This window comes from Paenibacillus sp. FSL R10-2778 (assembly GCF_038593035.1).
GTDB lineage: Bacteria > Bacillota > Bacilli > Paenibacillales > Paenibacillaceae > Paenibacillus_AQ > Paenibacillus_AQ odorifer.
The window spans coordinates 3,610,254-3,623,544 of record NZ_CP151956.1 but is presented as its reverse complement, the minus strand read 5'-3'; the positions used below and the strand labels follow the sequence as shown (position 1 = coordinate 3,623,544).

The window sequence follows — 13,291 nt, the reverse complement described above, 5'->3', positions numbered from 1 at the left end:
TCACAAAAGAAATGTCAAGGCAACCGGCGCACACCTGAACCTCATTAATACCGGTTACATTTGGCCCTTTTCCACACGTTGGGCTGTATTCATTTTCGAACTGCGGCCGAATAGAACGAAATATAAAACGGCCATTACAGCAACCAGCAACGCAAGCGCAAGGAAAATATTGCTGTATACGAAAGCAGCGCTATTTGTCGGCAGCGGGTTTAAATGAATAGTTGGGGTACCAAAGTCAAGAATCTTCCCAATAGTCGCTGTGGATACAGCTGCAGCAATGAAATTAAACATCGATAACAAGCCCATACCAATTCCGATTTGCTCCTTCGGCAGTGTTCTTGAAATGGTGTTTGACAAGGCAATCTGCATAAACGATTGACCGGGAACACTTAAGATTAGGAATAGGGAAATAAATATAGGTGACATGCCTACAACGGAAGACAAGCACAGGAAACCAATGATAAGAAGGGCGGCGGCTGTAGACAACAGAAAGGAATTACCTTTTTCATCAGCTAACTTACCGCCTTTACGTCCCATATATGCGGTCACAAGGGCAGATGGCAACATAATGAGCCCTGTTACGGCTGCTGACAAATGGTTTACTTGTGACAGCAGTTGCGGCACTATAAAGGGAACGCCGAAGCCTACTGCAGTCAATACGAAGGTAATGGCTAAACCGAAGGAATAAGATTTGTTTTTAAAAACAACCGGCTTTACGAACGGATCAGCAGCATGACGAATACGTAAGATGAACAAGATCAATAAAACAATTCCGGTTACAGCATAACCTATACCTCCATTGGTTAACGCAAGCAGCAGAGTAGCTACTGTTCCTGCTAACAGAATTCCGCCAATAAAGTCAATTTTGCTGGCACTCCCTTTTTCATTATCCAAATACTTCCGGTAGAAAGGTAACGTAAACAGTGAAAGCAAAGGAATTACAAAAAGGACTTGCCAATTCAATGCGCTGGACACCAAACCAGCAATGATCGGACCAAGTGCAGCACCAAGAGCTGTTCCGATAGCGGTAGTGCCTAACGCACGGCCGCGTTTTTCAGGTGAAAAATAACGAATGGGTATGATCATGGCCAGCGCAGGAATGACGGATGCCCCAACTGCCTGTAAGATACGTGCGACGATCATCATCCAATAAGCGGAGGCCAAGATCCCCGCTAAGGAGCCGGCTGCTAAAAAGATGAGGCCAAAGGTCAGTAAGTTCTTCAAGCTGTATTTGTCTGTCAGTTTGCCGAAGGTGACAGTTCCTATTGCGTATACAATCATATAACCGGTCACCATCCAGCTCACTTGCGACGGTGAAATTTGAAATTGTTTGCTGATCACCGGAAGCACCACATTAAACATCGTTCCATTCATAACGGAAATGATCAGTGTAAAGACCAGAATTCGCATTAAGCGCTCACCGTTATTTTTTTGAATACTATCTGTAGTTTGCATAAGTTTGCCTCACTTCTAAAAGGTAATATATTTTCGTTAAGTACAAAAAAACTCGCTCCTCCTTCTAACAGGATAAGTCTTTATGTAGAATTGGATCGATTCCTGCCGATTGAATTCACACTTTTATTCCAAAAGATAGTACGCTTATAGTTCCCCTTTCACCTCAAGTATGTCTGTCAGTACTTACTGACATTCGAAAAGATAATATCCTCTTTTATATATAGTGTCAAGCCAAAACGAAATAGCAATGAATTCCTAACGTTAGACAACCGTTAGGCAATTTAAAAAGGCTGCCGGTAAATAGCAGCCTTACACAGTCCTCTATCGCCTCAAGTCCGAACCGAAATTGAAGTGAATCACATCATATGAGGAAATAGATCCCTTTTTTTGTAATTTTACATCCTTTTCGTGCTTTATTATAAAGTTATATATTCAATATTTTTTTACCACAATCAATCGAAATTCAATATTTCATTCTCCTCGGCCCTTTTCTCAAGCTCCATCTCTTGCATGAATTGCAGGTGCTTGGTACCCCATTCATTCATAACTGCCAACACGGGCTCCAGAGTTAGACCATGTTCTGTAATAGAATACTCCACCTTAGGCGGAACTTGCGCATAGACATTCCTTTTAACGATATGCTGCTCCTCCAGCTCCCTCAGATGCAGTGTGAGCATACGCTGAGTGATCTCTGGCATTAAGCTTCTCAGCTCACTAAACCTTTTGGTGCCTCCTTTAATCAGATGACGCAGAATAAGGGGTTTCCATTTTCCCGTTATGATTTCAAGCACAGGAATCACGCGACATGCTTCGAATTCATAATCCATTTTGAGACCTCCATTAGTACCTTTTTTGATACTATACCACAATTTTGTGCTTACTTCACAATTGGGATGCATGGGTACATAATAACTTCATAGACACCAAATGAGGCTGGTACAAACGTTGTTTCAATGCAAACATAAGGAGGCTTAACATCATGGCGCAACAGATTGATATCGCTGAATACGAAAGTGCTGCTCCCCGGCTTGATTGTGAAGATGATGATGCTTTACTTAATAGCAGTCCCTCTAAGCTTACTCTAATCAACTGGGATAATGAAGAAGCGATTGGTTGTGATCTTAACACTGGTGTTTGTTCACGGATAGAAGAGGAGCAGAAAGAAAATGAAGATTGAAATCATAGCATTTACCGATCCGTTTTGTGTATGGTGCTGGGCATCCGAGCCTATAACCTATCAATTAAAAGAACGTTATCGCGAGCAAATTCAATTTAAATATGTTATGGGTGGGCTAACGAAGGATATGTCTGCTTTTTACGATGCTCAGAATCAAATCGAAAGCACAGCGCAAGTTGCACCCCACTGGAGACTAGTATCAGAAAAAACGGGTCAACCCAGTGATGAACGGGTCATGCTAGATATTACCGACCCCCATTTTTCCACATGGCCTTCCAATATCGCGGTCAAAGCAGCGCAGATGCAAGGCAGTTCCATAGGTGATGATTATTTGCGGAGACTGCGCCGGGCTGTTCATACAGAGCGGAAGAAAATTCAGGAACATGATGTTTATATTCAGTTGGCAGATGATATACCAGGCCTTGACGTCGAACAATTCAAACGGGATCTGGATTCAGGGGCAGCTGAGAAGCTTTTCGAAAAGGATTTGCGCATCTGCCGGATCTATGGAGTGACTGGATTTCCGACTGTAGCCATTCGCTTACTGGATGCGTTAGCCGGAGATAATTCGGATACTCTCCTGTTGAACGGATATCGTCCGTATGACACTTATTTACAGGTTTTCTCCAGGCTAGGGGCTGATTTAGTAGAATATGAGCCACGCTCAGTCCGCGAATTGCTTACGGACTATGGTCCATTGACCACTAAGGAATTGGCAAGTATTTATAACCGGGATTTAGCGGACATGGAAACAGATTTGCTCAATCAATCAGCCGATTTAGGTCTTACCCAAACTGATGTCAACGGACATGGACGGGTATGGGACTTAGAACAAATTTAAAGGAGGAATTTCCATGCAAGTACTCAAAGCTAATCAAGGGCATCAAATGGGGCAAGGCCTCTTTCAGCTTCGTTTAATGCGTCCGGGGTTAATCTGGGGAGATCCTTCGCTTGAAGATTATGCTTTTGGTCCTCTGAGCAGAATCGATCGTGGAATTTTGGGACCCGGTGCGCTTGTTAAAATGCATGAGCATAACAATGATGAGATTTTTAGCTATATGTGGAAAGGAAAGATGCTGCACGAAGATTCGGCCGGACACCGGATTGAAGTATCTCCTAACCATCTAATGATGATGAACGCGGGTAAAAGCTTCTTTCATGAGGAGTCCACACCGAACAGTACCGTCGATATGCTACAAATCTTTATCCGGCCGGAAAAGGCTGATCTTCCTTCGAAAGTTCAGTTCTTTGAGCGTGTTGTCATTCCTACAAACGGAGAATGGACTTTGCTGGCAGGACCAAAAGAAGTTGAGGCTCCACTTGAAATTCGACAACAAGTAATCGTTTATGATGCCCATGCTAAAGCGGCAACAGAAATGCAGCCTCCCAGCATAGAGGGCATGGAACCTTGGCTTTATGTGATGGATGGAAGCATTTCAATGAATGATATTACAATAAATAAAGGAGATGCGGTAACTTATTCCCTCTCTGAAATGTCAACGATTCAAATTCTTGAGGACTCTTCTCTTGTGCTGTTCCTGGTTAAACTAGATGCTCCGATGACGCTGGCAGGACCTTTCAGTGGAAGAAAAAGATAAATTACTAAAATAGGAGTGATACCATGTTTACAGTATCCAGCAGCATCCCGGTTAACAATAGTACAAAAAATCATCCCGTATTGGATAGACATCAAGTATGGCAAGGTCTTGTTATGAAAGCAGAAGACGCAACCCGTTTTGTAGGTGCGATAACAGAGTGCACAGTAGTAGAAAAGGACGAAAGATCACTTCTGCGGGAAGTGGTGCTGTACGGTGAAAGAATGAATGAACAGGTTAACTTTTTCCCTGAACAGATGATCGTCTTTGAACCTCTGGGCGGGCCGACTAAAGGCTTCATTAAAAATGAAATCGAAGAAGATGAACATGGCAATTTATCTGTAAGATTTACCTTTACCTTCGAACTAAGAAGCGGAGAACAAAACAAAGCAGCAGAGAAAGAATTCTCTAATAAAATGGAGAAAAGCTATATTGAAGCCGTTGAAACAACACTTGCCTCTATAAGAGAAATGGTTACAGTTGGAGCTCTTTAAGCTAATTCAGACTACTGGAAGGCAAGCAATAAAAAGCCCTTTCACCTCCTTAGCCGGGGTAAAAGGGCTTTATTGTGTTCCTGACGGTTGCAGCTATTCAATGCTTACCATCACTCGTGTTTCGCAGCTAACTGCTGCTCACTTTTTAACAAACAATGTTAAGATTGCTCCGGCTAGTGCCAGGAGGGTTGCCACCATAAATGCCGAGTATACACCTCCTATCATATCCTCCGGCATAGGTTGCCCTGTTGAAGTGATTGCATTGAACATGACCGTAACCAGAATAGTTGTTCCGATTGAACCTCCGACGAGGCGCATCGTGTTATTCATTGCTGTGCCATGAGAGATCAGCTTGCGGTACAAGCGGTTGATGCCAGCCGTCATTAGCGGCATCATGACAAGCGAGATACCAATCATTCTAATCATATAAACCGTCAGTACATAGCCGTAAGTCGTTCCGGTTTCCAACTGGGTGAACAAAAAACCTGTAACAGTGATAATTGTAAATCCTGTGATGGCAAGGCAGCGAATTCCGAATTTATCGAACAACCGGCCTGAAACCGGCATCATGGCGCCCATCAGGAGCGCACCCGGGTAGTAATGCAAGACCTGATTCCAGAGCATTATACCCCAGCGTGTTCTGCATAAATACCGGAATCAGTGTCTCTGTGCCAATCATTGAAGTGAATGTAAATACCCCGAGAATCGTCGTCAGAGAGTACACCGGATCTTGGAAAACCCTGAATTCAAGAATTGGACTTACAATACCGGTATTCCCGATATTCGAGGAGAAACCATACTCGACCTGCTTTTGGGAAGAAAGCTGAATGCGTTACGCGCGTATGCCGAGCAGTATCTCACAATGATCAACTGCCTTCTTATTTTGATAGAGCTATCGTTTCCCATTATCTTAGCTTAATGGATCACATTCGTAGTCTTAATGCAACCTACCACTTATTCCATTAATCTTCCTTTACTTCATTATCATTCGGAATTAATTCATACAAGGCACGAACATCACAACCGATGGAATCGGCGATCGATATGGCAATTTTGAGTGGCATCACTCTTTTGTTTTCAATAAAGTCGTAAACTCGTTCCGGTTTAAAAAGCAAGTCTTTTGCCAGCCATTCCGCTGACTTCCCGGATTCCATCAATCGTTCATTCAGTAAGCAACGTCCTAGTTCAAATTTCAAGAAGTGATGACCTCCCGCATAAGATAATACTTAACCTTAAGCGTTGTCCATTGCCAGCATGAATATACTTCATAAAGGGTCCTATAACGATGAAGTTCCCCATGTTTCCTGTTAGTTCAATCTGAGGTTTTCCTATTTCCAGCCCAATTTTCCTGTTCACAATTGAGATTAATGATGCATAATAGCACTGTGTAGAAAATCTGCTAAATCCTCATTGTTATATTGATTAATGATGTTCATATCTCTCACTCCGTGCATATATAACAATAACGCCCCATCTCGTGGTCTATAACATCGTCCACCTTAAGAGTAAGTTAGGTCAGTTTTTATGGAGTATATTGTGTAAACAAGCTTATGCGCGCTTTTTTATTGTTATAGAACATATGGATTTGGTTTGAATGACAGACTCATTCTTTAATATAGGGCGTAAACCCTCTTGAATATAGGTTCTCCACTAACTTGAAAAATTCTTCTGACGATAAATCCTTTTGACGCTGGAGCCAAAGACGAAACAAAGAAAGAGCAGTTGTCAGGTAAAACTCAATGAAGTATGGCGTTAGTGATTGGTTTTGCGGAACGTTTAATTCTAATTGATTCAAAGCGATTTCTTTTTTTAAGCGTTTTAAAAAACGGACACTTCCATAATCACCCAAAAGGGCATTAAGAACCAGGAGATGTTCTTTTTTATCCAGACAATAAAGCGTGTCTTGAACCGTATCCAACGATAGCTCTTTATTTGCCAATTCTTTTTTCATTTCATTCAATAGGTCATTTTCAACAGAGTCTAACAATTCGTAAATGTCAGTAAAGTATTGATAAAAGGTGCTGCGGTTATATCCTGACTTATTCGAAATTTCCTGAATCGAAATTTTCTCAATCGGCTTTTGGCTATATAACTCACAAAAAACTTCTACAAACTTTTGTTTTGTTTTCTCCGTTATTTGGGGTTGCTTTTTCATGTTTCCCTCCTACTAGTGAATAAGAATACCATCCGACAAATCATAAAAAACTGATGGTTGATCAAGGAATAATGAAGATTTATAATCACATCATACAACGCGTTGTCGGATAATCAATAGGGAATATTAATAAGTTGGGGTGGTTTATATGTCAGCAAAACAAGATAGAATTTTAATTTTTGGTGCAGGTGTCATCGGGAGCATGTACGCAATTAAGCTTATTGAAGCAGGGTTTGACGTTAGCCTGTTTGCACATTCGAATAGATATACATCATTAAGAGAAAATGGCCTGCAGTATATAGAAAAAGGTACAGTTAGATCGATACAAGTGAATGTCATGGATACGCTCGAAAATGACGATGTATACGATTTTATTTTCGTTACTGTTCGTTATGATCGGTCCGAAGCAGCATTGTTAGCGCTAAAAGATAATCAAAGCAAAAATATAGTTACGATGATTAGTAATTCAATTGGATTTTCTTCGTGGCTGGATATCGTAGGGGATAGACTTTTACCAGCTTTTCCCGGCTTCGGCGGACAGATTAAAGATGGGTTATTACATGCGCGATTTCTACCAAATTTTATAGCGGCAACTGCATTTGGAGAAATTAATGGTGTAGCGACAGAACGCATAGAAAACCTCGCAAAACTATTTAAAACAGCAAAGCTTCCCTACGTTATTAAAAAGGATATGCAAGCGTATCTAATCACACATTCCGTATCAGATATTGCCATGCTGAGTTTTTTGCATTCTGAGAATAAGATTATTGACAAAAAAACAGCCAGAACCAGAAAGACGGCACGCAAAATAACAGTCACTTTAAAAGCGTATCTTAGGGAAATACAAAAAGCGGGCGTTTTAATTGATCCTCCAATACTTAAAATGGTGCTTAAATTTCCAAACTTATTTTTGGATCTCTTCTTTATGACATGGCTACGAACTAAGATGGTTAGGGATATGATGTTGCCGGATTATGCGAATAATGCTAACAATGAGATTGTACAGCTGAGTAATGATTTAATGAAATTTTTAAGTCAACATGATATCAAATCGGAAATACATGTTCCGTAATTTTTTGTTAAAATAGTATGGTATTTTTTAATTTATTTTCATTAAATCCTTCAATCAGGCATTAATCTGAATATGAAAATCTAAATATATAGTTTTTTCGTAGCATCCTTGAATAAACTACCGGGAAATGATAATTGAACAGCGGCAGTCCAAGACTTTATTTATCAAGTCTTGGACTGTCGCTGCTTTATTATCCGGGACAGTCGGCTGATAAACGCATTTCAGTATTCAAAGTTTTACTCACACCTGGGGTGATTCCTATCTTGGTTGTGGTTCTTGCCTGGATGCTGGCTCATAATATTTTGTATACCTATATCTCTCCTTTCCTGGATGATATGGGGCTTGAACCCTATCTCGGACAGGTTCTGCTTGTTTTTGGAATTATGGCACTGGTGGGAATCTGGGTGATTGGGATTTTCATTGATCGTTGGTTGCGTCCGTTGGTTCTCATCAGTCTTACCGGATTTGCTCTGATATCTCTTGTACTAGGACTTTGGAGTGAGCATGGTACTATTATCTTCATTTCTGTTGCGCTGTGGGGGCTGACATTCGGTGGTGCGGCAACATTGTTGCAGACAGCACTTGCTCAGGCTGCGGGGAAGCAAGGGGTGGATATCGTGATGCCTATCAATACCTTCTTGCTCTGTTTGTTGCCTGGTGTGCTAAAAGGCATGGATTTCGTCCATCCCAGATCCATTAAGTAATCCGATTGCCATCCGTCTGCTATTGACTGTGAATTGTTCTTGCACGATCGTGGCAATCATTCATCGATTTGCACCACAAAAAAACATAAATTACATTAGATCGATATGTGAACCAGGCGGAATCATGAATCTCGTCAGGTTCTTTTTGCATTCTGGCTTTTGTTAAATCAAAGTAGTACAGGTAAACATCTATGTATTATGTAATGAAGTATAAGTATACTTTACATTTGTTAAAAATCAGTTTATAATTTGATTCAAGAGGTGATGGTCATGAAGAAAGATTTCGGTGATTCGATATCCAATAAGGTTTATGAATATCGTGTACTTGCCAGAATGTCTCAGCAAGAATTAGCAGAGAAAGTCGGGGTTTCCAAACAAACCATTTTCGTAATGGAAAAAGGGAATTATGTGCCGACTCTGCTATTGGCTTTTCGAATTGCCGATTTTTTTAATGTTGATGTAAACGATGTTTTTACTTATTTGAAAGGAAATGATCAAAATGAAAATTAAGTCTATTTTTGATATCCATAACGAAATTTTTCATTCTTTAAAGTCCTGGGCTGAGCAATCTACGGGAAATTGGAATATTCTCATTGGAGTAGGTTTTTTACTGCTCATGGGTAGTGCGATTTTCACCTATGTATTTTATAAGAAGATTGGGCAAGACGATGAACGGACAAATAAAATCTTTTTGAAAAGCAGTTACTTTATGCTGTTGACAATTATTCTATGTGACATGATTTTTCCTAAAGAGTATATGTGGAACATCTTTTTCTTGTTCAAATATGCGCTAGCGTTTTTAGCTGGTGGAATTTACATGGCCATCCAGTATAAAAAGGATTTGTCGTAAGGAAGGGTCAGAGCGAGGACCAGCTAAGGATGAGGATTAGACAATGCTGATAAATATGCTAACTAAGTGATATGGAAGTTCAATAGGTGCAATCGGGTTGTAAAATAAATTGCTAAAATCAAAAATATCCTTTTATGTTCCTTCCCCCCCTCTGCTTCTAGCGGCAATGGTTACATGTTCTTGTCCTTTGATCGCGACAAGAACATGTATTTATAAATCAAAAAAACCGCGCTCTGCCCCGCCTCTTATGAGACTATTATACCGTTGAGTGTATACAAACCATGTAATGCTTGCTGTTAATAATGCTGAAGAAATCAAGGCTGTAAGAACACTATATGTTTGCCAAATAAGTATCGTTGGCCAATCTAATGCACAGCACATTATACACAGGGCAATCGTAGCAATCAGCAAAATAGCTGTTACGATTATTCGCTTTTTTGTCATTGGCTGCCGCTCATTCGTCTTCCTTCTGCGTAATCCTAAGAGAAAGAACAGAACGGCCAATAGGCAAAAAATAATTGTGGTAGACGATAAAATGATGTCCAAAAGCTGTGTGCCGCTTATTTCATATGACTGCGTTAGATTGCCGTCTAATATCTCTTTAACTTTTAGTACCATGCTTCTATTGATATTTGCGCCATTGGTCAGCAAGCAGACGGCTGTTCGTTCATTTGGCAGTATGATCACTTCGGTTCCAAAATTGGGATTTCCCCCTGGGTGCTCTATAATCGTTTGGTTGGCGTTTACCGTCCAGCCCGCCGCATAATACATTTCGTTGACAGCCAGAACAGACATATCACCCTGATGTGATTTTTCGATAACCGTATGGAATATTTCGGGTATGTCCTTCACAATACCCATCTGTATGCCCATCCAACGCGCCATATCTTTTGTACAAGAAATGATGTAGCCTGCGGGTTTATTCCCGGAAAAATCCGGCGCGTTATATGGAGTTGTCATAAAAAAGGAAGAACGGTAGCCCTGTGCCAACTGTCCGGTGGCTTGAGCATCTTCTTTATAAACATACGTCTGGTGAAGACCTAACGGCTGAAATACCTGTTCCCTCATAAAGTCTTCATAGCTTTGTCCCGACACAATCTCAATAACCAAACCCAATACGTCATAATTAACGGTCCCATAGTTGTACTGTTCACCGGGAGGGAACGCCAACTCAGCATCTACCAGCATTTCCACAGTCTTTTGCAGCAAATCTGGTGTATTGCCTTGTGGAATATTTTGAGAATGCTTACCATTTGTTAGGCCGCTAGTATGGTGAAGAAAGTTATTGAGTGTAAGGCTTTGCATATCAACAGGTTTTCCTTGATACTTTAACGTAAACCAAGGTAAATATTTTTGGACAGTGTCAGTCATTGACAGCAGCCCTTGTTCCTCCAACAGCAAAATACCCATGCCGGTAAAGGCTTTACTGACCGAGGCCAGTTCATATAGTGTGTTCTCACTTGCAGACAACCCACTTTCACGGTCTGCATACCCGGAAGAAAAGTAGAAAATTTCATCATCAGCTAGTATCGAGATTGACATTCCCGGCACACCTGATATACGACTGGCATCATCCAACAACGTCTGTATTGCCACAGATTGCGTATCTGACAACGCCGCATAACTTTGTGTTGCGAATCCTGAGAATACGATAAGTATCGCTATTACACAAACAATAGTCTTTTTCATAAGCTCTCCATTTCGAGTAAATTATGCGAGGATAATATAAACAACCTGTAGTACGCCTTATCCGCCTAATGCGTCGCTCCAATATACTTAATGCTAGACGTTCAATAATTAGATTACAATTGTAAACTTCACAGACCCATGTATATTATTTCTTGTTTCGCAAAAAAGGCCCCTCTGATTGCTTAGCGGAAAGGTCAATGGTTTAAATCTTATGTCTACAATTTTTCTGCTTCATCATTACTATTTTATTAGGTATCAGCGTTGGTCTAACGGCAAAAAGAAAGGAGACTAACCAATATGGCTAGTCTCCTTTCTTTTATAAAAATTTCACCCTATAATGATAAAGCTCAGTGCAGGCAAGCTTCATTAATCTTTCCATGTGACCTGCCATCCATATGACTGAAGTTTAAAGTATTTATTAAACTCCGCAACTACGGACTTCGCGTTCTCTTTCGATGTTGCATGAAATATAGTTATATCGACTATATTACAGTCTGAAATTTCCTCCAAACCTTTAAGTCTTGATGCATCTACTCCAATCTGCTTTAGACTCATACAATTTTTGAGTATTGTTAAATCTCCAACCGGATAAGTGAACTGCTTTAATTTCTTCAATTCTCCTATAACCTCTATATGTGATTCATCTATTGCACAGCTATCTGTCTCAAAAACCGTTAGATTCTTTAAAGCTTTTAAGAATGATAAATGTGGTATTGTCACTTGTTTGAGCTCTAGTTTTATTAACTTACTAAGGTTTGAAATATAAAGCAGGTCGCCAACCTCCATTTCTTCTAAGCTTAGTTCCTTCAAATTTTTTATAGTTCCAATTAATCCCCTATCAATTGAGTTCATTCTACATAATCTCAAACTCTTTAATTTCTTTATATCTTTCAGTGTATGTATATCTTTTAATGGAAGTCCTATTAATGTTAGCTTCCTTAACCCATCTAAAGAAACCAAGTACTTCAAATCAGACTCTTTAAAAGCTTCTGATCCTATCACAAGTTCTGCTAAAGAAGTCAACCGTTGAAGTACATCAAAATTAGTAATTTCATCCGCATGTATAATAAGTTCTTTAAGATTAACCATATGGGTTAAAATATCCAAAGATATTGCTCCGTATTTTTGAGCTTGATCAGCTCTAATAAATACCAGTCTCTTTTTTTTCAATGTTTTTGAAGATACAAAACCACTTTCAACATCGTCTTTAAAATACTCTTCCCAAAATCCGCTTACAGGGATAAGGCTGTTCTCTTCGATATTCAAATTAGTCAGAGCCAAAAAATCATCTAACAAACTTCCACTTTCACGGGATAATATGATTACATCTTCTTCTTCACGAATACCAATACTACTATTTCTGAGACTCGAATCGATAAATTCAAAGAAATGTCCCAAACTTTCTGCAATAACATAGGAAAAATGAGAATTATGATCTATCGTGATAATTTGCCCATAAACGCCCTTTTCTCCGGGGTCTAAATCTATTGCCAAAAATGAGCCACCACCATCTTCAGCAAAAGGAATCCAGCCTTCTCTGTAGTTCCCGTCTTTTATTACATCTGATTTGCTGGATATAATATCATAAGCTGATTCTAAAAGGGACTTCCAGTTGCTTACTATCGATTCAATGTTCATCCAACCAAGACCAGCCATAACGCCAAAAATCTGCTCTCCTTCTCCATTAGAATTCATGTATAACTTTCTGAAATCTTCTGGAAATTTGCAGTTCATCATGCTCTCGAAAAGATTTATTTCTGATTCCTCAACTGCTGGATTCAGTAATTCCTCTACATTAGGTATATGCGATTTTAATGTCTCGATAAGGAAACACTTTTCTTTTTTATTAGCTAATGACATATAGTGGCCCCCCTTCTACAGAGTCATAATAGTTTCAGTAAACATTCTTGGTTGATCATCAATCATTTTGTTATGATTCATCTTCAACAGTTCTATCAATAATTAATTCTATCTTAAATATGGAGCATCTATTTCCCGATTTAGCAATATCGTATCATAAATTTGTAAATATTGTTGTATTAAGTCATATGAAAAAACCTAAGAGTCATCTTAGAGGTTAATTTTATCTCTATATAAACT

Annotated in this window: 15 protein-coding genes; 8 read left to right on the top strand and 7 right to left on the bottom strand. The window is 39.7% G+C overall.

Annotated features, from left to right (window positions below; translation table 11 throughout):
- Nucleotides 1-54 precede the first annotated feature (54 nt).
- Both NST40_RS15965 and NST40_RS15960 read right to left on the bottom strand, forming a co-directional pair.
- A complete protein-coding gene (locus tag NST40_RS15965; RefSeq protein ID WP_342409708.1) occupies nucleotides 55-1,455 on the bottom strand; it encodes an MFS transporter in 1,401 nt (466 codons plus the stop codon).
- Nucleotides 1,456-1,907: 452 nt separating this feature from the next.
- Nucleotides 1,908-2,282 (bottom strand): helix-turn-helix domain-containing protein, encoded by a 375-nt coding sequence (locus NST40_RS15960; RefSeq protein WP_076217626.1) that lies wholly within the window; start codon nucleotides 2,280-2,282, stop codon nucleotides 1,908-1,910.
- Between the two features lie 152 nt (nucleotides 2,283-2,434).
- Between NST40_RS15960 and NST40_RS15955 the strand changes: the two genes are divergently transcribed.
- From NST40_RS15955 to NST40_RS15940, 4 genes are read left to right on the top strand one after another with little or no spacing between them, the layout of a single operon-like run.
- Nucleotides 2,435-2,632: a hypothetical protein gene (locus NST40_RS15955; protein WP_076279732.1), complete on the top strand. Its 198-nt coding sequence runs from the start codon at nucleotides 2,435-2,437 to the stop codon at nucleotides 2,630-2,632.
- Nucleotides 2,622-3,473 carry a DsbA family protein gene (locus NST40_RS15950; RefSeq protein ID WP_341086739.1) on the top strand — a complete coding sequence of 284 codons (852 nt, stop codon included), beginning with the start codon at nucleotides 2,622-2,624 and terminating at the stop codon, nucleotides 3,471-3,473. The genes NST40_RS15955 and NST40_RS15950 overlap by 11 nt, the downstream gene beginning before the upstream one ends.
- 13 nt (nucleotides 3,474-3,486) lie before the next feature.
- Nucleotides 3,487-4,230, top strand: a complete 744-nt coding sequence (locus tag NST40_RS15945; protein WP_076217629.1) for a pirin family protein — start codon at nucleotides 3,487-3,489, stop codon at nucleotides 4,228-4,230.
- Between the two features lie 23 nt (nucleotides 4,231-4,253).
- Entirely contained in the window at nucleotides 4,254-4,721 is a 468-nt protein-coding gene (locus NST40_RS15940) for an SRPBCC family protein (protein ID WP_076277576.1), read from the top strand.
- A 138-nt stretch (nucleotides 4,722-4,859) separates the two neighbouring features.
- On the opposite strand, the gene NST40_RS15935 is transcribed toward NST40_RS15940, so the two are convergent.
- The 3 genes from NST40_RS15935 to NST40_RS15925 all read right to left on the bottom strand — a co-directional run bounded on the left by NST40_RS15935 (nucleotide 4,860) and on the right by NST40_RS15925 (nucleotide 6,876).
- Nucleotides 4,860-5,300 carry a multidrug efflux MFS transporter gene (locus NST40_RS15935; RefSeq protein ID WP_139331074.1) on the bottom strand — a complete coding sequence of 147 codons (441 nt, stop codon included), beginning with the start codon at nucleotides 5,298-5,300 and terminating at the stop codon, nucleotides 4,860-4,862.
- Between the two features lie 383 nt (nucleotides 5,301-5,683).
- Nucleotides 5,684-5,917, bottom strand: a complete 234-nt coding sequence (locus tag NST40_RS15930) for an XRE family transcriptional regulator (RefSeq protein WP_342409707.1) — start codon at nucleotides 5,915-5,917, stop codon at nucleotides 5,684-5,686.
- A 407-nt stretch (nucleotides 5,918-6,324) separates the two neighbouring features.
- Nucleotides 6,325-6,876 (bottom strand): TetR/AcrR family transcriptional regulator, encoded by a 552-nt coding sequence (locus tag NST40_RS15925; RefSeq protein WP_339187159.1) that lies wholly within the window; start codon nucleotides 6,874-6,876, stop codon nucleotides 6,325-6,327.
- A 148-nt stretch (nucleotides 6,877-7,024) separates the two neighbouring features.
- On the opposite strand from NST40_RS15925, the gene NST40_RS15920 reads away from it, so the two are divergent.
- The 4 genes from NST40_RS15920 to NST40_RS15905 all read left to right on the top strand — a co-directional run bounded on the left by NST40_RS15920 (nucleotide 7,025) and on the right by NST40_RS15905 (nucleotide 9,502).
- Nucleotides 7,025-7,948, top strand: coding sequence for a 2-dehydropantoate 2-reductase N-terminal domain-containing protein (locus NST40_RS15920; RefSeq protein WP_342409706.1), 924 nt, complete (start codon nucleotides 7,025-7,027; stop codon nucleotides 7,946-7,948).
- Between the two features lie 134 nt (nucleotides 7,949-8,082).
- Entirely contained in the window at nucleotides 8,083-8,652 is a 570-nt protein-coding gene (locus NST40_RS15915) for an MFS transporter (RefSeq protein WP_342409705.1), read from the top strand.
- A gap of 270 nt (nucleotides 8,653-8,922) precedes the next feature.
- A complete protein-coding gene (locus tag NST40_RS15910) occupies nucleotides 8,923-9,162 on the top strand; it encodes a helix-turn-helix transcriptional regulator (RefSeq protein WP_036677000.1) in 240 nt (79 codons plus the stop codon).
- Complete coding sequence (locus NST40_RS15905; RefSeq protein ID WP_342409704.1) at nucleotides 9,152-9,502, top strand: DUF2178 domain-containing protein; 351 nt, start codon at nucleotides 9,152-9,154, stop codon at nucleotides 9,500-9,502. The genes NST40_RS15910 and NST40_RS15905 overlap by 11 nt, the downstream gene beginning before the upstream one ends.
- A 210-nt stretch (nucleotides 9,503-9,712) precedes the next feature.
- On the opposite strand, the gene NST40_RS15900 is transcribed toward NST40_RS15905, so the two are convergent.
- Both NST40_RS15900 and NST40_RS15895 read right to left on the bottom strand, forming a co-directional pair.
- Nucleotides 9,713-11,191 carry a serine hydrolase gene (locus tag NST40_RS15900; RefSeq protein ID WP_342409703.1) on the bottom strand — a complete coding sequence of 493 codons (1,479 nt, stop codon included), beginning with the start codon at nucleotides 11,189-11,191 and terminating at the stop codon, nucleotides 9,713-9,715.
- 366 nt (nucleotides 11,192-11,557) lie between these two features.
- Nucleotides 11,558-13,051, bottom strand: a complete 1,494-nt coding sequence (locus tag NST40_RS15895; protein ID WP_342409702.1) for an SMI1/KNR4 family protein — start codon at nucleotides 13,049-13,051, stop codon at nucleotides 11,558-11,560.
- Between the last annotated feature and the right edge of the window lie 240 nt (nucleotides 13,052-13,291).

Coding starts and splice junctions, on each gene's coding strand:
- NST40_RS15900 (WP_342409703.1), bottom strand. CDS start 11,191: ATGAAAAAGACTATTGTTTGTGTAATAGCGATACTTATCGTATTCTCA.
- NST40_RS15905 (WP_342409704.1), top strand. CDS start 9,152: ATGAAAATTAAGTCTATTTTTGATATCCATAACGAAATTTTTCATTCT.
- NST40_RS15955 (WP_076279732.1), top strand. CDS start 2,435: ATGGCGCAACAGATTGATATCGCTGAATACGAAAGTGCTGCTCCCCGG.
- NST40_RS15940 (WP_076277576.1), top strand. CDS start 4,254: ATGTTTACAGTATCCAGCAGCATCCCGGTTAACAATAGTACAAAAAAT.
- NST40_RS15945 (WP_076217629.1), top strand. CDS start 3,487: ATGCAAGTACTCAAAGCTAATCAAGGGCATCAAATGGGGCAAGGCCTC.
- NST40_RS15960 (WP_076217626.1), bottom strand. CDS start 2,282: ATGGATTATGAATTCGAAGCATGTCGCGTGATTCCTGTGCTTGAAATC.
- NST40_RS15925 (WP_339187159.1), bottom strand. CDS start 6,876: ATGAAAAAGCAACCCCAAATAACGGAGAAAACAAAACAAAAGTTTGTA.
- NST40_RS15920 (WP_342409706.1), top strand. CDS start 7,025: ATGTCAGCAAAACAAGATAGAATTTTAATTTTTGGTGCAGGTGTCATC.
- NST40_RS15895 (WP_342409702.1), bottom strand. CDS start 13,051: ATGTCATTAGCTAATAAAAAAGAAAAGTGTTTCCTTATCGAGACATTA.
- NST40_RS15965 (WP_342409708.1), bottom strand. CDS start 1,455: ATGCAAACTACAGATAGTATTCAAAAAAATAACGGTGAGCGCTTAATG.
- NST40_RS15935 (WP_139331074.1), bottom strand. CDS start 5,300: ATGGGCGCCATGATGCCGGTTTCAGGCCGGTTGTTCGATAAATTCGGA.
- NST40_RS15950 (WP_341086739.1), top strand. CDS start 2,622: ATGAAGATTGAAATCATAGCATTTACCGATCCGTTTTGTGTATGGTGC.
- NST40_RS15910 (WP_036677000.1), top strand. CDS start 8,923: ATGAAGAAAGATTTCGGTGATTCGATATCCAATAAGGTTTATGAATAT.